At 75.6% G+C, this 18,330-nt stretch carries 18 protein-coding genes and 1 pseudogene; 4 read left to right on the top strand and 15 right to left on the bottom strand.

Annotated features, from left to right (window positions below; genetic code table 11):
• The first annotated feature begins 63 nt into the window (after positions 1–63).
• A complete protein-coding gene (locus AB0H57_RS09795) occupies positions 64–663 on the top strand; it encodes a phosphatase PAP2 family protein (RefSeq protein WP_357504545.1) in 600 nt (199 codons plus the stop codon).
• Positions 664–788: 125 nt separating this feature from the next.
• Here the strand turns inward: AB0H57_RS09795 and AB0H57_RS09790 are convergent, their stop codons facing one another.
• Positions 789–1,160, bottom strand: coding sequence for a hypothetical protein (locus AB0H57_RS09790; protein WP_357504543.1), 372 nt, complete (start codon positions 1,158–1,160; stop codon positions 789–791).
• 175 nt (positions 1,161–1,335) lie between these two features.
• Between AB0H57_RS09790 and AB0H57_RS09785 the strand changes: the two genes are divergently transcribed.
• Both AB0H57_RS09785 and AB0H57_RS09780 read left to right on the top strand, forming a co-directional pair.
• Complete coding sequence (locus tag AB0H57_RS09785) at positions 1,336–2,109, top strand: alpha/beta hydrolase family protein (protein WP_357504541.1); 774 nt, start codon at positions 1,336–1,338, stop codon at positions 2,107–2,109.
• The gene (locus AB0H57_RS09780; protein ID WP_357504700.1) at positions 2,025–2,633 is read left to right on the top strand and encodes a VTT domain-containing protein; all 609 of its coding nucleotides are present in this window, start codon (positions 2,025–2,027) and stop codon (positions 2,631–2,633) included. The genes AB0H57_RS09785 and AB0H57_RS09780 overlap by 85 nt, the downstream gene beginning before the upstream one ends.
• A 27-nt stretch (positions 2,634–2,660) precedes the next feature.
• Here AB0H57_RS09780 and AB0H57_RS09775 read toward each other — a convergent pair whose 3' ends face one another.
• Entirely contained in the window at positions 2,661–3,497 is an 837-nt protein-coding gene (locus tag AB0H57_RS09775; protein WP_357504539.1) for a M15 family metallopeptidase, read from the bottom strand.
• Positions 3,498–3,562: 65 nt separating this feature from the next.
• Positions 3,563–4,528, bottom strand: a complete 966-nt coding sequence (locus AB0H57_RS09770; protein WP_357504537.1) for an acetylxylan esterase — start codon at positions 4,526–4,528, stop codon at positions 3,563–3,565.
• A gap of 405 nt (positions 4,529–4,933) precedes the next feature.
• Here AB0H57_RS09770 and AB0H57_RS09765 point away from each other — a divergent pair, with 405 nt between their 5' ends.
• A complete protein-coding gene (locus AB0H57_RS09765; RefSeq protein ID WP_357504535.1) occupies positions 4,934–5,959 on the top strand; it encodes a LacI family DNA-binding transcriptional regulator in 1,026 nt (341 codons plus the stop codon).
• 8 nt (positions 5,960–5,967) lie between these two features.
• Here AB0H57_RS09765 and AB0H57_RS09760 read toward each other — a convergent pair whose 3' ends face one another.
• From AB0H57_RS09760 to AB0H57_RS09705, 12 genes and pseudogenes are all read right to left on the bottom strand, one after another.
• Complete coding sequence (locus AB0H57_RS09760) at positions 5,968–7,212, bottom strand: D-alanyl-D-alanine carboxypeptidase (RefSeq protein WP_357504533.1); 1,245 nt, start codon at positions 7,210–7,212, stop codon at positions 5,968–5,970.
• 76 nt (positions 7,213–7,288) lie between these two features.
• Positions 7,289–8,137: a DMT family transporter gene (locus AB0H57_RS09755; RefSeq protein ID WP_357504531.1), complete on the bottom strand. Its 849-nt coding sequence runs from the start codon at positions 8,135–8,137 to the stop codon at positions 7,289–7,291.
• On the bottom strand, positions 8,134–8,901 hold the full coding sequence (locus tag AB0H57_RS09750) for a polysaccharide deacetylase family protein (protein ID WP_357504529.1): 768 nt from the start codon (positions 8,899–8,901) through the stop codon (positions 8,134–8,136). Before AB0H57_RS09750 ends, AB0H57_RS09755 begins: the two co-directional genes overlap by 4 nt.
• Positions 8,898–10,136, bottom strand: coding sequence for a glycosyltransferase (locus tag AB0H57_RS09745; protein WP_357504527.1), 1,239 nt, complete (start codon positions 10,134–10,136; stop codon positions 8,898–8,900). The genes AB0H57_RS09750 and AB0H57_RS09745 overlap by 4 nt, the downstream gene beginning before the upstream one ends.
• A 56-nt stretch (positions 10,137–10,192) precedes the next feature.
• A complete protein-coding gene (locus tag AB0H57_RS09740; RefSeq protein ID WP_357504525.1) occupies positions 10,193–12,538 on the bottom strand; it encodes a flippase-like domain-containing protein in 2,346 nt (781 codons plus the stop codon).
• A 186-nt stretch (positions 12,539–12,724) separates the two neighbouring features.
• The gene (locus AB0H57_RS09735; RefSeq protein WP_357504523.1) at positions 12,725–14,008 is read right to left on the bottom strand and encodes a D-alanyl-D-alanine carboxypeptidase; all 1,284 of its coding nucleotides are present in this window, start codon (positions 14,006–14,008) and stop codon (positions 12,725–12,727) included.
• 63 nt (positions 14,009–14,071) lie between these two features.
• Entirely contained in the window at positions 14,072–14,383 is a 312-nt protein-coding gene (locus AB0H57_RS09730; RefSeq protein WP_357504521.1) for a hypothetical protein, read from the bottom strand.
• Positions 14,384–14,396: 13 nt separating this feature from the next.
• Complete coding sequence (locus AB0H57_RS09725) at positions 14,397–15,425, bottom strand: SPFH domain-containing protein (protein ID WP_357504519.1); 1,029 nt, start codon at positions 15,423–15,425, stop codon at positions 14,397–14,399.
• A gap of 91 nt (positions 15,426–15,516) precedes the next feature.
• Positions 15,517–16,935, bottom strand: coding sequence for a hypothetical protein (locus AB0H57_RS09720; RefSeq protein WP_357504517.1), 1,419 nt, complete (start codon positions 16,933–16,935; stop codon positions 15,517–15,519).
• On the bottom strand, positions 16,935–17,444 hold the full coding sequence (locus tag AB0H57_RS09715; RefSeq protein ID WP_357504515.1) for a SigE family RNA polymerase sigma factor: 510 nt from the start codon (positions 17,442–17,444) through the stop codon (positions 16,935–16,937). The genes AB0H57_RS09720 and AB0H57_RS09715 overlap by 1 nt, the downstream gene beginning before the upstream one ends.
• Positions 17,445–17,531: 87 nt before the next feature.
• Entirely contained in the window at positions 17,532–17,966 is a 435-nt protein-coding gene (locus AB0H57_RS09710) for a protein-tyrosine phosphatase family protein (protein ID WP_357504513.1), read from the bottom strand.
• A 79-nt stretch (positions 17,967–18,045) separates the two neighbouring features.
• Positions 18,046–18,330: pseudogene (locus AB0H57_RS09705) on the bottom strand (hypothetical protein); the annotation flags it as partial.

Below are 18,330 nucleotides of genomic sequence, written 5' to 3'. Positions count from 1 at the left end.
TATTGTCGGAGTAGGCTGTTGACTACAAACATTGTAGGACTCATTCGACAACGGGGAGCGGCCATGGACGCCAGGCTGTTCGACGGGATCAACCAGTTCGCGGTGGCCACCCCCTGGCTGCACGCCGCGCTGACCGGCTACGCCAGCTACGGCGTGCTGCTCTTCGCAGCCCTCATGCTGGCCGGCTGGTGGTACGCCCGCGGCACCGGTGACCCGCGGCGAATGGCGGCCGCATTGCTGGCACCGGTGGCCACCGGCCTCGCCATCGCGGTCAACCAGCCACTCGTCGCCCTGTTCCACGAGCCCCGCCCGTACACCGCCCACCCCGGGATCCTCGTGCTGGCCACCCGCAGCACCGACTTCTCCTTCCCCTCCGACCACTCGGTGATGGCGGGCGCGGCGGCCGCCGCCCTGTGGTTCGTCTCCCGGCGCCTCGGTCTGGTCACCACGGTCGCCGCCCTGCTGATGGGCTTCTCGCGGGTGTACATCGCCGCCCACTACCCGCACGACGTCCTCGCCGGCCTGGCCGTCGGCGCCGCGGTGGCGATCATCGTGGTGCCGCTGGCCCGGCCGCTCGCCACCCGCCTCGTCGACGTGGTGGGCCGCACCCCGATGCGCCCGCTCGTCGTCGCCGGCCCCCCGCTGCCGGCCGGCCGCCCCTGAGCGGCGGCCTCACCGGCCCCGCCCCACGCCGCTGACCCGGCGGGCCAGCGCCAGCAGGCCGGCCGTCACCGGCGCCATCCGTACCTTCCTGGCCGCCGACCCCGGCGACCCCGACCGGACGCGGGTCAGTCCTTCTTGCGCTTCATGAACGGGAAGCGGGCGGCCAACTCGGCCAGCTCGACCCCGCCGCACCACGCCTCGGCCAGCTGCACGATGGGCAGCAGGTCGCAGGCGTCACCGTGGGCGCGCACCCGGCCCGCCTCGGAGATGTCCACCATGAAGTAGCGGGCCTCCCGGGCCAGCCCGACCCGGACCAGGCCCCGGTCACAGGAGATCTCGGCGTGGGTGTAGTGGGCCCGTCCCGTCTCCGGCGCGCTCAGCCGGCCGATGGACAGCCCGTGCCGGGCGGCGCAGTCGGCCAGTGCGGCGGCGAGCCCGTCATGCTCGACCAGGTCCGGATAGAGCCGGACACCCAGCGCGGCTGACGCGTCGCTCATGACTGCCTCCCACTTCCTTGTGACAGAGACCAGCTGCACGCAGGTTACGGGGATGTTTCCGACGCGCCTCGTCATCCTGTCCCCCACCACCGCCCCGGGGCAATAGGAACAGTCGTTTCGGCCCTGGTCGGGCGAGAACCCCTCGCGCGCCGAGATCTCGGTAGGGTCGGGCCTTATGGCGCGGATCCGGTGTGACTTCTTCTCCGAGGCCCTCGGCATGGGCACCTCGATGACGGTGCTGCTGCCCGAGCGGGCCGCCACCCAGATCGGCCTGGCCGGCAGCCCGCCGGCCGGCGACCCGCCGGTGCTCTACCTGCTGCACGGCCTCACCGACGACGACACCATCTGGACCCGGCGCACCGCCATCGAGCGCTACGTGGCCCCGCTGGGCCTGGCCGTCGTCATGCCGAACGCGGGGCGCAGCTTCTACACCGACGAGGCGCACGGCAACCGGTACTGGCGGTTCCTCACCGACGAGCTGCCCCGGGTGTGCCACTCCTTCTTCCGGCTGTCCGACCGGCGGGAGGACACCTTCGTCGCCGGCCTGTCGATGGGCGGATACGGCGCGGTCAAATGGGCGCTGCGCGACCCGGGCCGGTTCGCCGCCGCGGCCAGCCTCTCCGGCGCGCTCGACGTGACCCACCGGCGCGAGCACCCGACCAACCCGCTCGACCCGGCCGTCTGGCACACCGTCTTCGGCGATCGGCCGGCGCCTGAGGACGAGGACACGGTGGCCCTCGTCGAGCGGGCCGGCGACGACCTGCCCGCGCTCTACCTCGCCTGCGGCACCGAGGACTTCCTGTACGAGGACAACCGCCGGTTCGTCGCGGCGGCCAAGCGCCGGGGCGTACCCCTCACGGTCGACTGGTCCCCCGGCGCCCACGACTGGGAGTACTGGGACGCCAAGATCCGCGACGTGCTGGCCTGGCTGCCGCTGAAGCGGCGCTGAGCGCGGCCCGGCCGGCGGGGGTAACCGGCCGGGCCGCGCCGGCGGCGACCGGTCAGCCGCGGGTCAACACGACCTTCAGCGCGGCGGTCTCCGCCGGCCGGGCGAAGACGTCGTACGTGGGCTACCTGTTCGGCAGGCGGGTCGGGCCGGCGCTGTTCCGCCGCCCCGACTCCCGGCTGTTCCGGCAGCAGCACGTGGCCCGGGCCAACCGGTTCTTCGCCCGGCACGGCGCCCGCTCGCTGGTGCTGGCCCGCTTCGTGCCGGTGGTACGCACGTTCACCCCGATCGTCGCCGGGGTCAGCCGGATGCGGTACCGGACGTTCTTCGCGTACAACGTCGTGGGTGGGCTGCTCTGGGGCGTCGGGGTCACCGTGCTGGGCTTCTTCCTCGGCCGGATCGCGTTCGTCCGGGCCAACATCGAGTTCATCCTGATCGGCATCGTGGTGGTCTCGGTGCTGCCGATCGCGGTGCAGCTGCTGCGCTCCCGCCACCGCGCCGCCGCGCGTCAGCAGGGCGTGCGTTAACCGGGAGCCCCGCCTCTACCGAATGCGTCAACAAGGGCCCCCTCCTTCGCACCGGGCGATGGGGAAGTTGAAGTAGCGGTGGGGGTACGGCTCGTCGACCAGCCGGTAGTGCCACCACTCGCGGGGGTAGTTCTCGAACCCCTGCGCCGTCATCAGCCGCCTGAGCACCTCCCGGTTCTCCCGCGCGGTCCCGGTGACCCGGGCGTCGGCGGTGTGCGCGCGGGGGTCGAAGCAGTCGAACCCGGTGCCCATGTCCACCGAGTCGTCTCCGAAGCGCTCGCCGGCCGGCGCGGTGCAGGCCACCAGCGGCTGCCCGGGGGTGTACCCGGGCTGCGCCGGCGTCGGCACCGGGACCAGCGTCAGGTCGACGGTGCTGCCCCGGCTGTGCGCGGTGGGCGCGCCGAGGTATCCGTCGGCGAAGAGCCGCGACTTCGGCACGTCCGGATAGAACTCGGCCTTCATCTGCTGCTCGCCGGGCCGCCGCGCCCAGCTGACGAAGTCGTCCACAGCGCGCTGCGGGCGGTAGCAGTCGTACACCTTCAGGCTGCGGCCGGCGGCGAGCGCGGTGGCCTGCACCCGGCGCAGCGCGTCGGCGGCGGCCCGGGTGAGCAGGCACAGCGGTTCGCGGTAGCCGGCGATCGGCCGGCCGACGAAGTTGTGCGCGGTGGCGTAGCGGATGTCGGCCCGGATGCTCGGGTCGACGTCGGTGAGGACGACGAAGTCCGCCGGTGGGCGGGGGCCGGTGGTGGTGGCGGTCGGTGCCGGTGGGGGCGGCGCGGGTCGCTGGCAGCCGGCGGTGAGCGCCGCGGCGACCACGGCCACCGCCGTCAGCCGCCGGACGGTGCTGGCCGGCCCGAACCTCACGCCGTCCTGTCTACCGGACCCGGTGCCGGGCCGACGGCGCATCGGCGACGGCCGGCCGCGCCCGATCAGCCGCCGAGGGTACGGCGGAGGAACTCCACCGCCGCCGCGTCGTCGTCGATCCCGCCCGCCTCGTGGCCGTTGTACCGCCACACCGACAGCTCGGCCCGGCCCCGGTACTCGTTGACCGCGGCGTAGACCGTCGACGGCGGCACGATCTCGTCCATCAGCGCCACCGAGAACCGGGCCGGCGCGGTGGCCCGCCGGGCGAAGGCCACCCCGTCGACGTAGCCGACGGTGTGCAGCACCTGCTCCTCGCGGTCCCGGTGCACGGCCAGGTAGTCGCGGATCTCCCGGTACGGGTGGGCGTCGGTGACCAGCACCGCCCGCGGGATGTCGCAGAGGAACGGCACGTGCGACACCAGCGCGCGTACCCGCGGCACCAGGGCGGCGACGGCGAGCGCCATGCCGCCGCCCTGGCTCTGGCCGAGCACCGCGATCCGGTCGGGGTCGACCATGGGCAGGTCGCACGCCGCGTCCACGGCGCGTACCGCGTCGGTGTACAGCCGGCGGTAGTAGTAGCGGCGCGGGTCGTCGATGCCCCGGGTGACCACGCCGGGCACCTCCGGGCCGGCCGCCGCCGGGTCGGGGGTGTCCCCGCGGCTCCAGCCCGAGCCCTGCCCGCGGGTGTCCAGTTGGAGGTGGGCGAAGCCGGCGGAGGCCCAGAGCAGGTTCTCCAGCGGGTGGCCGCGGCCACCGCCGTAGCCGACGTACTGCACCACCGTGGGCAGCGGCCGGTCGGCCCCGGCGGGCCGGCGCAACCAGGCCCGCACCGGTTGCCCGGCGAAGCCGGGGAGGGTCACGTCGGACACCTCGACGGTGCTCAGCGGGCTGGTCACCGGCGTCACCGCGACGGGGACGTCGCAGGCTCGGGCGTCGGCGAGGGTGTCGGCCCAGAACTGGTCGAAGTCCGCCGGTTCACGCAGCCCGCTGCGGTAGTCGCGCAGCTGCTCCTCGGGCAGGTCGGTGTGCACGCCTCAGGCCGCCGCGAGGTCGCGGCCCGGGTGCGGGCGCCGGGTGGGTCCGCTCATCGTCGTACCTTTCGCTCGCCGGTGGGTGCGGCCGGAGCTGTTCCGGAAGTAGCCCGGGGCGCAGCCGCCGGCGCCTGGCCGCGGGTCGCGGCCTGGCGGGGCGGGAGGTACGCCTGGGTCGCGCCGGTCGCCCTCTCGACGCTGAGGAGAAGCGGGCGTCCGGCGAACCGGACCGCCGGAAAGTCACCGGCTCGTTTCCGAAACGTTTCCGCAATTTGCGGGAACGCTAGAACCCGTTCCGACCTGTCGTCAACCCCCGCCGGTGGGGCAAGATTGGCCGTGGCACGCGCACGCCGCCGGGCCCCGGCAGGGATGCGGCCGACGGGCACGGCCGCAGGAGGAGACACCGTGAAGGCGGACGACGAACGCAGGGTGACCATCACCGCGATCGCGCGGGAGGCCGGCGTCTCCGTGCCCACCGTGTCCCGGGTGCTCAACGGGCGCTCCGACGTTGCGCCGGGCACCCGCGAGCGGGTCGAGGAACTGCTGCGGCACCACGGGTACCGGCGGCGCGGCAACCGCACGGTCACCCGCGCCAACCTGATCGACCTGGTCTTCAACGACCTGGACAGCCCGTGGGCGGTGGAGATCATCCGCGGGGTGGAGGACGTCGCGCACCGCGCCGGGGCGGGCACCGTCGTCTCGGCCATCCACCGCGAGTCCACCTCGACCCGACAGTGGCTGCAGAACCTGCGGGCGCGGGCCACCGACGGGGTCATCTTCGTGACCTCGCAGCTGAGCCAGCCGGTGCACGCCCAGCTGCGCCGGTTCAACGTGCCGGTGGTGGTGGTCGACCCGGCCGGCGTACCGGCCACCGACGTGCCGAGCGTCGGCGCGACCAACTGGGCCGGCGGCCTCGCCGCGACCGAGCACCTGCTCGGGCTCGGCCACCGCCGGATCGGCTTCGTCGCCGGTCCCGCCAACCTGCTGTGCAGCCGGGCGCGACTGGACGGCTACCGGGCCGGGCTGGAGGCCGCCGGCGTACCGCTGGACGACCGGCTGGTCCAACCCGGCGACTTCTACCACGCCTCCGGCTTCGCCGCCGGGTCCGCGCTGCTCGACCTCGACGACCCGCCGACCGCCATCTTCGCCGCCAGCGACCAGATGGCCTTCGGCGTGTACGAGGCGGTGCGCCGGCGCGGTTCGCGGGTCGCCGACGACGTCAGCGTGGTCGGGTTCGACGACCTGCCGGAGGCCCGCTGGGCGTCACCGCCGCTGACCACGGTCCGCCAGCCACTGGCCGAGATGGGGCGGCTCGCCGCCCGTACCGTGCTGCGGCTGGCCCAGGGCGAGCAGATCGAGTCCCCCCGGGTGGAGCTGGCCACCGAGCTGGTGGTGCGGGACAGCTCCGCCGCCATCCCCCGCCCCCGGTAACACCCGCGTCAGCGGCCGACGCCGGAGCGGGCGCGCAGCAGGTGCCGCCGCCGGCGCGCCACCAGCACCGCGCCGCCGGCCACCAGCAGCACCGCCGCCGCGACCGACACCGCGGTGGGCGGCCGGGCCGTCCCGGTGGCCGACGCGCCCCGCAACCCGGCGCCCCCGGCCAGCGCGGACGCCCCGGCGCTCGGCGCAACCAGCGACCTGCCGGCGCCCGGCCGGACCAGCTCACCGACCGCCGCGTCCCGGGGCAGCCCGAACCCCCAGTCCAGCAGCGCCGCGCCCTGCTGCCAGCCGCGCTGGCTGGACACCTCGGCACCGAGCACGGTCACCACCAGCCGCCGGCCGCCGCGTTCGGCCGCGCCCACGTACGTGTGCCGGGCCAGGTCGGTGAAGCCGGTCTTGCCGCCCAGCGCGCCCGGATAGCTGGTCAGCAGCTGGTTGTCGTTCTGGATCTCGAACGGCTTCCGCCGCAGCGCCGGCTGTCCCGGCACCACCGCGGTACGGGTCGCCGTGTACCGCCGGAAGGCCGGCTCGGCGAAGCAGGCCCGGGCGATCAACGCCAGGTCGTACGCGCTGGTGAACTGGCCCGGCCCGTCCAGCCCCGACGGCGTCACCGCGTGCGTCTGGTACGCCCCGAGTTCCCGGGCCTTCTCGTTCATCTCCCGGACCCCGCCGGCGACCGATCCCCCGCCGAGCCGGGCCAGCACGTTCGCCGCCTCGTTGCCGGACCTGAGCAGCAGGCCCAGCCAGATCGTCTCGATCGGGTACCGGCCCCCCTCGGCCAGCCCGACCGCGGAGCTGCCCGGCTCGATGTCCAGGTCCCCGTGGGTGACGGTGACGACCCGGTGCGGGTCCAGCTTCGGCAGCATCGTGGCCGCCAGCAGCAGCTTCTGCACGCTGGCCGGGGTGGCGTACTCGTGCGGGCCGCAGCCGCCGAGCACCGCGCCGCTGTCCAGGTCGGCGACCACCCAGGCGGTGGCGGCGACCGCCGGTGGCGCGGGCGCCTGCCGCGGCACCACCAGCCCGGCGGTGTCCAGCGGGGCCCCACCGACCGCCCGGGCGGCCGGGTCGGCCGGCGGGGGAGGCTGCGGCGGGCGGGTCGCCGGGGCGGGCACGTTCGGGCAGGGCGGCGCTCCCCCGGGCAGCCGGGCGGGCGGGCCGACCCGGGCCTTCGCCACGGCCGGCGCCGGCCCGGTCAGCACCGGCAGGAGCAGGGCGGCGGCCAGCACCGCGGGCAGGCCTCTCATGTCCACGGACGCTAGCCACGCCGACCCGATCGGGTCAGGTGCTCGGCCATTCGCGTCCGGCGGGCCGGGTTGCCGGCTACGATTCCCCGCCGCGCGACCCGCTGCCGGCCAGCCAGACGCCCGCCGCGATGGCGGCGACGGCCGCCACCACCAGCGGGGTCCGCGCACCGCCGAGGGAGAGCGTCTCCCGGAACACGGTCACCCCGATGACGACCCCGGTCACCGGCTCGGTGAGGGTGAGAGCGGTCAGCGGTGCCGCGATCCGGCCGCTCTGGAACGCGCTCTGGTTGACCTGCACCCCGACCACGGCGACCACGATCAGGGCGGCCAACCGCCAGTCGGTCAGCAACGCCAGCAGGTCGCCGTGGAACCGGGTCGCCACCGCCTTCAGCAGGGCCGCGGCCATCCCGTAGAGGACACCGGCGGCCACCCCGAGCAACGCCCCCCGGGTCGCCCCGGTGGCCGCCCGGGCCAGCAGGAGACAACCGGCCACCGCGCCGGCCACCGCGCCGCCCGCCCACCCCCAGGCGGCGGGCGCCGGGTCGTCGATCCCCGCCCTCGGGTCGGTGGCCACCAGGAAGCCGGCCACCCCGAGGATGCCGACCAGCGTCGCCGCGAGGTCGCGGCGCTGCGGTGGCCGCCGGTTCCAGGCCGCCTCCAGCAGGACGGCCATGAACAGCCCGCTGGCCAGCACCGGCTGCACCACGGCCAGCGGCCCGTTGCGCAGGGCCAGCGCCTGGGCCACGGTGCCGGCCACGTCCGGGGCCCAGCCCAACTGCCACAGCCGGGTACGTAGCAGGCGCCAGAGCAGCCGTGGGTCGAGCGCCCGCCGGGTCGGCTGTCGCTTCGCCGCCCGCTGGTGCATGGTGGTGGAGACGGCGTAGCTGAACGCCGCGACGAAGGCGGCCACCACCGCGACCGTCACCGGGCGGCCGCCCGTTGCTCGCCCAGCGGCCCCACCGACCAGCCCTGCCGGCGGCACTCGGCGAGCAGCCGGGGCAGCGCCCCGAGGCTGGACCGCCAGGCGCCCGGCGCGGAGGTGCAGTCCGAGTCGTGCAGCAGGACGGTGCCGCCGGAGCCCAGCCCGGCCCGGACGGTGTCGTAGACGGTGGCGCTGGTGGCGGTCCGGGTCCAGTCCCGGCCCCAGCAGGTCCACAGCACCGGACGCAGGTCCAGCCGGCGCGCGGCGAACAGGGCGGAGCCGGTGAGCACCCCGTACGGCGGGCGGAAGTAGCGGGGCGCGCGGCCGGTGACCCGGGTGACCAGGTCCCGGGTGCGGACCAGGTCCCGCCAGGTGGCCACCGGCCCGCGCAGCAGCAGGTTGTGGTGGTCCCAGCCGTGCACGGCGACCTCGTGCCCGGCGTCGGCGATCCGCCGGCCGAGCTGCGGCGAGCGGTCCAGCATCGAGCCGAGCACGAAGAAGGTCGCCCGGACGGAGTGCTCGGCGAGCACGGCCAGGAACCAGGGGGTCGACTCGGGGTCCGGCCCGTCGTCGAAGGTCAGCGCCACCCGGCCCGCCCCGACCCCGCCGTTGAGACCGGGCAGGCAGCACGCCCGCACGCCCGGCAGGGCGGTGAGCGCCGGGGCGGCCTGCGCCGCGGCCAGCGTGGCGGCGACCGTCCGCAGCGCCGGGGCCGCCCGGCGGAGCCGGGCCGCCCAGGCGCGGGTCACGTCGACGCGGGCCGTCACCGGCGGCCGGTCCGGGTCAGGGTCGCCGACTGGGCGACGGCGATCAGCACGGCCGTCGCGTCGCCGACGAAGTCGCCGATCGAGGTGACCAGGGTGCGTACCCGGCCCGCCGGCAGCGCCCCGACGACCGGCGCCGCGGACGCGGCCCGCGCGACCAACTGGGCCGGATCGGTCGAGGACGCCCAGTCACCACCGGCGGTCCGCTCCCCGTCGCCGGCACCGGCCGGCGGATCGCCGTCGAGGGCGGCGAGCGTGTCGAATGCCGGGCGCAGGTGGCGCGCCGAGGGCACCCAGCGGGTCAGCCCGGACCGGGCCAGCACGGCGGCGTTGGCCCGGCCGTGCCCGGCGATCGGCCGGTACGTCACCACCGGCACGCCGCTGGCCAGCGCCTCCTGGCAGGTCAGTCCGCCGGCGTTCTCCACCACCACGTCGACCGCGCGCATCAGCGTGGGCATGTCGTCGACCCAGCCGAGCACGTGCTCGTGGGCCTGGGACAGCCGCTCCCGCAACGCCTCGTTGCGACCGCAGACCACCACCGGCCGCACGCAGCCGGTGGCGGCGACCTCGGCCACCGTCGTCTCCACGTCCCCGGCGCCCCAGGCGCCCGCCACGATCAGGGCCAGCCGCTCGTGTCGGGGCAGCCCGAACCGGGCCCGGGCCTCCCGCCGGCCCACCCTGGGCGTCGTGGTGAACGCCGCCGGCACCAGCGGCTGGACCTCCTCGACGGTGACCGGGTGGGTGACCGGCCGCAGCTCGGCGTGGCGCAGCGCGCAGTACACGTCCACGCCCGGCGACACCCAGGTGGGATGTACCACGAAATCGGTCACATAGGTGATCACCGGTACGCCGAGGCGCCGCCGTTCCCGCAGCGGGCCGAGCAGTTGGTTGGCGAACGGGTACGTTGTCACCACCGCGCGGGTGTCCGGCGGGATGCGCCGGCGCATCCGGCGGCGCACCGGCCACAGCAGCACCCGGATCACCGTCACCGACCGGCGGGACCGGCTGGTCACGGTGAACAGCGCCTCGTACCCCCAGGGCAGCCAGCGCAGGATGCCCCGGTACGCCTCCCGGAACGCCCAGCGTACGGGCCGGGGCAGGGTCTCCAGGAGGTTGACCCGGTCCACCAGGAAGCCGCGCTCGCACAGTCGGCGGGCCAGCTCGGCGGCCGCGGTGTCGTGCCCCGCGCCCACGTCGGCCGACACCACGACGACCCGGCCGCGGCTCTCCTCCCTCATCGGGCCGGCTTTCCCATCGACGGATGATCCAATCCGGTCATGGGCCTACGCCGTGTCTAGACCAGGTGGCGGCGGACCAGCATCCGCAGCGCCGCGTAGCCGGGCAGCACCGGGAGCCAGAAGCTGGCCAGCCGGTAGACCAGCACCCCGGCCACCGCCGTGGCGGTCGGCGTACCGGACAGCAGCAGACCGGACACCAGGGCCGCTTCGGTGGCACCGAGCCCACCCGGCGTCGGGGCGGCGGTGGCCACCCCCTCCCCCACGATGCACACCAGCACCACCGGCGGCACCAGCGCCAGCTCCATCGGCAGTCCCACGGCGAGCAGCGAGAACCAGAGGCAGGCGCCGTAGGCGAGGGTGAGCCCCACGCTGGCCGACAGCAGCCGCAGCATTCGCCCGCTGTGCCACAGCGCGCGTACCGCCCCGGCGGCCTGGTGACGGGCGGAGCGCACCCGGGCCCGCAGCCGTGGCACGGCGAGGGCCCCGGCCACCGCCAGCAGCACGGCCACCACCACCAGCAGCACGGTCAGCGCCCGGGCGGTGGCCGCCCCGGTGAGGTGGCGGCCCGCGGTCCGGGCGAAGGGCACCAGCACCGGCAGCAGGATCAGCACCGACAGGATGCCGGCGACCCGGGTCACCGCGACCGCCGTGGCCGCCACCGCCACCGGCAGGCCCCGCTGCCGCAGGTACCGCACGCCGAGCGCGGCGCCGCCGACCGCGCCCGGCGCCAGCCGGTTCGCGAACGACGCGGCCATCTGCACCAGCAGGGTCTCCCGCAGGGGCACCCGCTCCGCGGTGGCCAGCCGCAGGGCGTACGCGCTGAGCGGGTAGGTGGCCGCGGCGGCCAGCAGGGCGGCGGCGGCCCAGCCCGGGGCGGCGTGCGCAAGCGCGTGCACCGCGACCCGCACCTCGGTCAGTTGCGGCAGCAGGAAGTGGACCAGCAGCCCCAGCATCACCAGCAGGAACACGCCGCGCCGGCTGACCCGTACCACCCGGGCGAGCTGCCCCGCACGGTCCGGGCAGCGGCGGGTGATCTCCTCGCGCAGCGCGTCGAGCGCGCCCGGGTGCGCGGCCAGCAGCGTGCGCCCGGCCCGGGACAGCAGGGACCGTTGCAGCCAGGGCAGGCTGTCGGCGACCGGGCCGGCGCCGAGCTGGCCGACCGCGGCGTCCACGGTGGGGCGTACCCCGGCCAGGCAGGCGAGCGTGACCAGCAGCTCCACCAGGTCCCGGGCCTGCTGCTCGGCGGTGGCGTCGTCGGTGCCGAAGCTCAGGTCGACCAGCCAGGCGGTGGCGTCGGCGACCAGGATGTTGGCGGCCCGCAGGTCGCCGTGCGCCAGTCCGGCGCGGTGCAGCGCCGCCACCTGCCGGCAGACGTCCACCAGCGCGTCCGGGCCGAGTTCGCCCGGGCCGAGGCGGTCCAGTGGGCGGGCGTCGACGAACTCCTCCACCAGCAGGGTGTCCCCCGCCGGGTCCGCGGCGGTGGCCACGAAACCGGGCGTACGCACCCCGGCCCGCGCCGCGAGCAGCAGCAGGTACGTCTCGTGCTCGCTCTTCTGCTTCGCCGTCACGTACGGCGGCTCGTCGGCGACGTGCCGGTAGCGCAGCCGGCGGTACAGCTTGTACAGCCAGTCCGCGTCCCGCTGCCGCCCGCCGGTGACCTTGACGAAGAGCCGCCGGCCGTCGGTGGTGCGCACCCGCCAGGGGCGCGACCCGCGCGCGTCGCCGGCGATCGGGGCCGACTCGGCCACCGCGATCCCCCGGCCGGCGAGCACCCGCCGGATCAGCCCGGCGGCCTCCCCCGGACCGACCTCACCGAAGAGCAGCCGGGTCAGGGTGGCCGAGAACCAGCCGACCAGCAGCCCGCCGAGCACGTCGGCCGGCAGGTGCGCCCCGACGTAGACCCGGGCGACGGCGACCGCGCCGATTGCCGACCACACCAGCCAGCGCAGCTGCCGGGGCAGCGCGGGCGCCAGCACGACGCCGAGCGCGGTCGCCACCGCCACGTGCCCGGACGGGTAGCCGTACGCGTCGGGCACGTGGGCGTGCACGCGCACGTCGGCCAGGTATCCGGCCGGCCGGCGCCGGCCCACCACCGCCCGGACCAGCACCGCCAGCCAGTAGCCGAGGTTGCCGGCGACCAGCAGGTCCCGGGCGAGCCGGTACTGTCGCGCGGCGGTCGCCCCGACCGCCGCGACGAACACCGCCGGGTACGAGCCGAGGGCCAGCACCACCCCGAGCAGCGGCATGAGCGGCCCAGGTATCTGGTTGAGCAACGCGAAGAGGTCCCGCTCCCAGCGACCTGGTGGCCGGTGCCGGGCCCAGTGGCTGAGCGCGACGAGCAGGCCGGCGGAGAGCAGCAGACTCGCCACCGTCGCCGGGGTGGGCCGACGGATCCGGGCCACCGGCCTACCCGGCCGGACGCGGGCGACCGGTCCCGCCCGCCGGCCGTGGAGGAGCCATGAGTCGACCTTAGGTGGGCGGCCGCCCCGGAATCCCGGCAACCGGCCAGATCCGGGCCCCGGCCGGCCGGCGGCGCCGTGACCCGCCTGCGGTCAGGGGAAGCCGCGGCGGCGGGCCGTTCCGTGCCGTCAGGCGGCGCGGCGGCGGCCCGGTCCGCGTCGGCGCTTGCCGCGTTCCCGCCGGCCCCGGGCCAGCACCACGATCACCAGGACGAACAGGATCACGCCGGTGGCGGCCGCGGCCGGCCAGTAGCGCCGGGTCCAGTCCTCGGCGGCGCGGTAGGCCGCGACCGGGCCCGGCGTGTCGGCCGGATCCGGCTCGGCCGCCGGCCGCTGCGGCGCGGCGGCCGGCGCGTCCCGCTCGGCCGCCAGCTCCCCCGGGTCGACCAGCCGGCCCACCGAGGCGTCCTTCGGCAGCGAGAACCCCCAGTCCAGCAGGGTCGCGCCCTGCTGCCAGCCGGGCATCGGGTTGCGTTCGGCGTTGAGCAGGGTGACCACCAGCCGCCGGCCGTTGCGCTGTGCGCCACCGACGTACGTGTGCCGGGCCAGCTCCGTGAAGCCGGTCTTGCCGCCGAGCGCGCCGTCGTAGCGGTAGATCAGCTTGTTCTCGTTCTGGATCTGGAAGCCGGGCCTCTTCAACGCCGGCTGCGCCGGGATCTGGGTGCTCTCGGTCAGCGCGTACCGGCGGAAATCGGCGATGGCGAAACAGGCCCGGCCGATCAACGCCAGGTCGTACGCGCTGGTGAACTGCCCCTCGCCGTCCAGCCCCGACGGCGTCGCCGCGTGGGTCTGCAGCGCGCCGAGCTCCTCGGCCTTCGCGTTCATCTGTGCCACGCCGCCGGCGACCGACCCGCCGCCCAGCCGGGCCAGCAGGTTGGCCGCCTCGTTGCCGGAGTTGAGCAGCAGCCCGAGCCACACCGTCTCGACCCGGTACCGGCCGCCCTGGACCAGCCCGACCGCCGAGCTGCCCGGCTCGATGTCCAGGTCCCCCCGGGTGACCGTGACCAGTTGCTTCGGGTCCAGCTTCGGCATCATCGTCGCCGCGAGCAGCAGCTTCTGGGTGCTCGCCGGGATGCCGTACTCGTGCGGGCCGCAGCCGCCGAGCACCGCGCCGGTGTCCAGGTCGGCGACGACCCACGAGGTGGCGCTGACCGCGGGCGGCTTCGGCGCGCCGGGCGGCACGATCAGGCCGGGCGTGGCCAGCTCGTCGCCGCCCACCCGCTGCTCCTCCGGCACCCTGGGCGGAGGTGCGGGCCGCGGCGGCCGCTTCGTGTTCGGCGGTGGCGGGGTGCGCGGGCAGGGCACCGGCGTGCCCGCGGGGGCGGCGGCCGCGCGGGGAGTGGCGGCGGCCGGGACCGGTGTCGCCATCAGTACGGCGGTGGTGACCGCGGCTGCCAGGGCCCGTCCTCTCATGGGTGAGCAGGGTAACCGGGAAGATCCAGGAAGGGGTAACCACCCCGGCGTGGCGGCGCGCCGTCAGCCCGGCAAGGCCGTCCCGCCCGAGTTGAGATGGAACGCCCGCTCCTCGGCGACCTCCCGGGCGTGCAGGAACCGGGTGGTCCACTCCGGATCGCCGGCCGGAATCCGATCCACCACGTGCTCGTCGAGCGGCGCGCCGCCGCGGCGGGGCAGCAGCCCCACCGCGACGACCGTGAACCCGTCCCGCCCGTAGTGCACCACCTGCCAGCGGGCCGAGCGCGCGGACCGCCGGTCCAGCGCCCGGCCCGTCGCGAGCGCCAGCAAGACCACCGCGACGAACAGCGGCAGGATCAGGATGAGCGCCCGCACCGTGCCACCCCTCTCACTTCAGCGGTACGGCGGTGCCGGCGCCCGGGGCGTACGTGGTCACTCCCGGCGGCAGCGCCTTGATGATGTCGATCTGCGCGCACGCCGAACACGCGTCGTAACCCTGCTGGCGGGTCTTGTTCGCGTCCGCCTCGGCCTTGGCCTGAGCCACCTTTGCCTGCGCCTCGCTGACCGCCGCGTACGCCGCCTGCGCCTTGTTGACCGCCTCCTGGACCGCCTGGGGGAGGGTGACCCGGGCCAGGTTGAACTTTATCCCCTCGAAGAATTCACCGCCGAGCATCTCGGCGAGGTCCCGAGGCAGGCTCTCGTTGACCGCCTCCTGGACCTTGGCGATGTTTGTGTTGTTGGCCTGCCCGCCGCCGGCCGGGTCCCCCGGGGCGCCGGTCCCGGTCCGCTGCACGCCGTTCTGCACCAGGGCGCAGCTGGACACCAGCTCGGCGCAGCGGAACTTGCTGATCTGGATGCGCAGATCGTTGTCGATCACCGGCCGGACGATCGCGTCGAGGAAGCTGCTCCACCCCTCGTCCCCGTCGTAGGCGTACCGCAGCGTCCCGTCGACGCCGCGGAACTGCCGGGTGCCGAACTTGGTGTCGAACTGCTTGAGCGCCTCCGGGTCGAGGTTCAACGTGAAGTAGATGGTGCCCTCGATGCCCATCTCCACCCCGTCGGCGGACGGGGTGCGGACCACGTCGACGCCGGTCCGGTCACCCTGCGCGGAGTCCGAGGTGATGGTGTAGAAGCGCTGCTGCGCCGGGTAACGGTGCATGGTCGAGTAGAGCCCGGTCCAGGTCCGCGCCGACCCGGCCGGCACCACCTGGCGGACCCGGTTGTCGTCCAGCCACCCACCGTTGCGGACCACCCCGACCTCGCCGCCGGCGGTCTTGTTGAAGCCACCGAGCAGCGCCGTGGCGGCGACGACCAGCACCACCAGCCCCACCACGGCCGATCCGATGATCGCCAGCACCCGGGACGGGAACTGCGACCGGCCCCCGGCCGGCCTGCGCTGGTACTGCGGCGTGTTCATGTGGCCTCCCCGACGTGGCGGGCGACGCCCGCGCTTCGAGATCAGGTTGACAGCCGCGGTCAACGTGCTCGCCCGGGCACGACGCCGCCCGTCAGCGTGACCGGGTCCGTAGGCGCCAGCGGCGCAGCCCGGAGACGACCACCACCGCCACGACCACGAGCAGCAGGAACTGGCCGATCGGCCACCAGAGCGCCAGCAGCCATCGCAGCGCGCCCTCGACCCGGGACGGCGCCGGGCCGCCGAAGGAGTCCAGCAGCCCCGCCGGCACGTCCACGAACAGGGCGCTGCCCGGCAGGTCGACCAGCCGGTGCCGGGAGCCGTCGCGGCGCAACTCGGTCACCGTCACCGAGCCCACCGCCCACCAGTCGGTCTCTGACCAGCGAGGGTTGTCCGGCTCGCGGGTCAGGCCGGCCTCCGGCTGGTACTCGACGACCACCGCGTCACCGTCGCCCTGCCAGCCGAGCAGCCGGGCCGCCAGGCCACGGGCGGCCGGCAGGCGGGGCCCGTCCACCACCGCGCCGGTCGTCGCGTCCCGCCAGCCGGGCCGGATCGGCCGCCGGGCGAGGCGCCGCTCGTCGCAGGTGGTCCCGTCCTCGCAGTCCCCCATCGTCCACATGGTGAGCCGGGTGCCGTCCGGCGACCAGGCGCCCGGCCCGGCCAGCCGCTCGGCCGGGGTCAGCGCGGCGATCCGGCGTACGGTCATCCCGGCGGTCTCCACGACGTACAGCGCGTCGACCGTGGCCACCGCGAGCCGGGAGCCGTCCGGCGAGAACGCGGCCAGGTTGCCCAGCCGGAACTGCTCCTCGATCCGGGGCAGCGGGCGCACCCGCCCGGTCGCCAGGTCGACCAGGTTCAACCCGCCGAGCCGGGGATCCTCGGTGGTCGGCCGCAGCAGCAGCGAGCGGCCGTCCGGCGACCAGGCCAGCGGGAAACCGCCCGGGTAGGTCCGGTTCTTGCCCGTGCTGAGATCGACCACTGAGGTGACGCCCTGCGGGTCGCCCGGGTCGGCGGGGGTGGGCAGGCCGTCGATGCCCTCCAGCCATGGCATCGCGGCCAGCCGCCGGCCGTCCGGGGACAGCAGCAGGTCCCCCACCCCGGCGCTCGCCTCGCCCACCGTGCGGGCCAGCCGGTACCGCCCGTCCCGCGCGACGAGCAGGCTGCGCCCCTCCCAGTTCCAGATGTCGCTGCCCCGCAGCTCGCGGTCGCCGGAGACCACCAGGGCGGCCGGCCCGGGCGGGTGCTCGACCACCCCGGCCTGACCGGTCACCGGCGGGTACACCCGGGCCGGCACCACGGGTCGGCCGCCGCCGGCCGGGGCGTACCCGTCGGCGTACACCCGGGGCAGCACCACCGGCGCGGCGGCCAGTACCGCTACCACCGCCACCACCGCCGTGGCCACGGCGATCCGGCGGCGCCGCCGCCCCCGCTCCCACAGGTCCGGCGCCAACCGGGCGGGCCGCGAGTCGGCCGCGATCCGGTGCAGCACCTGGCCCAGTCGCCCGTCACTCATCACCGCACCTCCAGCAGCCGCGCCAGTTCGGGCGCGAGCACCCGCAGCCGGGCCAACCCGTCCCGGAGCTGGCTCTTCACCGTGCCGATTCGGCAGCCCAGCGTCTCGGCCACCTGTGCCTCGGACAGGTCCTCGTAGTAGCGCAGCACGATGGCGGCGCGTTGCCGGGGCGCGAGCCGGGCCAGCGCGTCGCGCACCGCGAGATGCACCGCCACCGCGTCGGCCGGGTCCGGCACCGCCCGGTCGGCGGTGTCCAACGGCGACTCGGCGACCCGTCGGGTCCGCCGCCGCCACCAGGAGACGTGCTGGTGATACAACACCCTGCGCACGTACGGGTCGGGGTCGCCGCCGGCCACCACCCGCCGCCACCGCCCCGCCACCCGCAGCAGTGTCTGCTGCACCAGGTCCTCGGCGAGGTGGTGGTCACCGGTGAGCAGGTAGGCGTGGCGGGACAGGGCGGCGCCGCGCTCCCGCGCGTACGCCTCGAACGACTGCCGGTCGGCGTCCACTCGCCACCTCCTCCTCCCCCTGACACGCCGGGACGTGTCCGCGTGGAGGGGTGCCGGCCCCGAATTTCCGGATCGAACGGTCGGCCGTCAGTCGCCGACGCCGGGCGGCTCGCCGGGCAGCGAGCGCAGCCACCACCGCTGCCACGGGGTCTCCACCGCGCGCGGATGGTAGTGCCGCCGGACCCACGGCACGGCCTGCCGCACCGGCAGGCCGTCCAGCACGGCCAGGGCGGCGAGCGCCGTGCCGGTCCGGCCCCTGCCGCCCCGGCAGGCCACCTCCACCCGTTCCCCGGCGTACGCGCGCCGCAGCGCCTCCCGCAGCGCGTCCACCGCGTCGTCCCGGTGCACCGGCACCCAGAAGTCCGGCCACCGCACCCGCCGGTACCGCCACGCCGGCACCGGCCCGTCGACCAGCAGCACCGCGAAATCGGCCGGCGACGCCGGCACGGCGGCGGGTCGACCGCGTACCTGCGCCCCACCGGGCAGCACGACCACCCCGGTACGGTCCGACCACGCAGCCATTACGCCATCATGCCCTGAGCCGGAGACGCCGCTGGCCGGCACCCGTTGTCGGGTGCCGGCCAGCGTTCAGGTGCGGTGGTCAGCTGTTCCAGTGCTGGGTGACGAGGTCGGCGGCCTGCTGTTCCCACTGCGCGTACGCGTCGGGGTAGGCGGACACCTGTACGGTCTGGGCGGCGGCGGTCAGGGGCATGTCCTGCCAGCCGTCGACCTGCTTGAGGCCCTTGAGGAAGGCGAGGGTGGAGTATTCGGGGTCGGTGATCTGCTCCGGGGTGCCCCAACCCGAGCTCGGGCGCTGTTGGAACAGGCCCAGCGAGTCGTGGTCGTTGCGGTCGCCGAGGTGGCCGAGGTTCTCCAGCTTCGACTC

This window comes from Micromonospora sp. NPDC050686 (assembly GCF_040654475.1).
Classification (GTDB): domain Bacteria; phylum Actinomycetota; class Actinomycetes; order Mycobacteriales; family Micromonosporaceae; genus Micromonospora.
The sequence above is the reverse complement of the archived record's forward strand: the minus strand, read 5'-3'. Positions and strand labels throughout refer to the sequence as shown.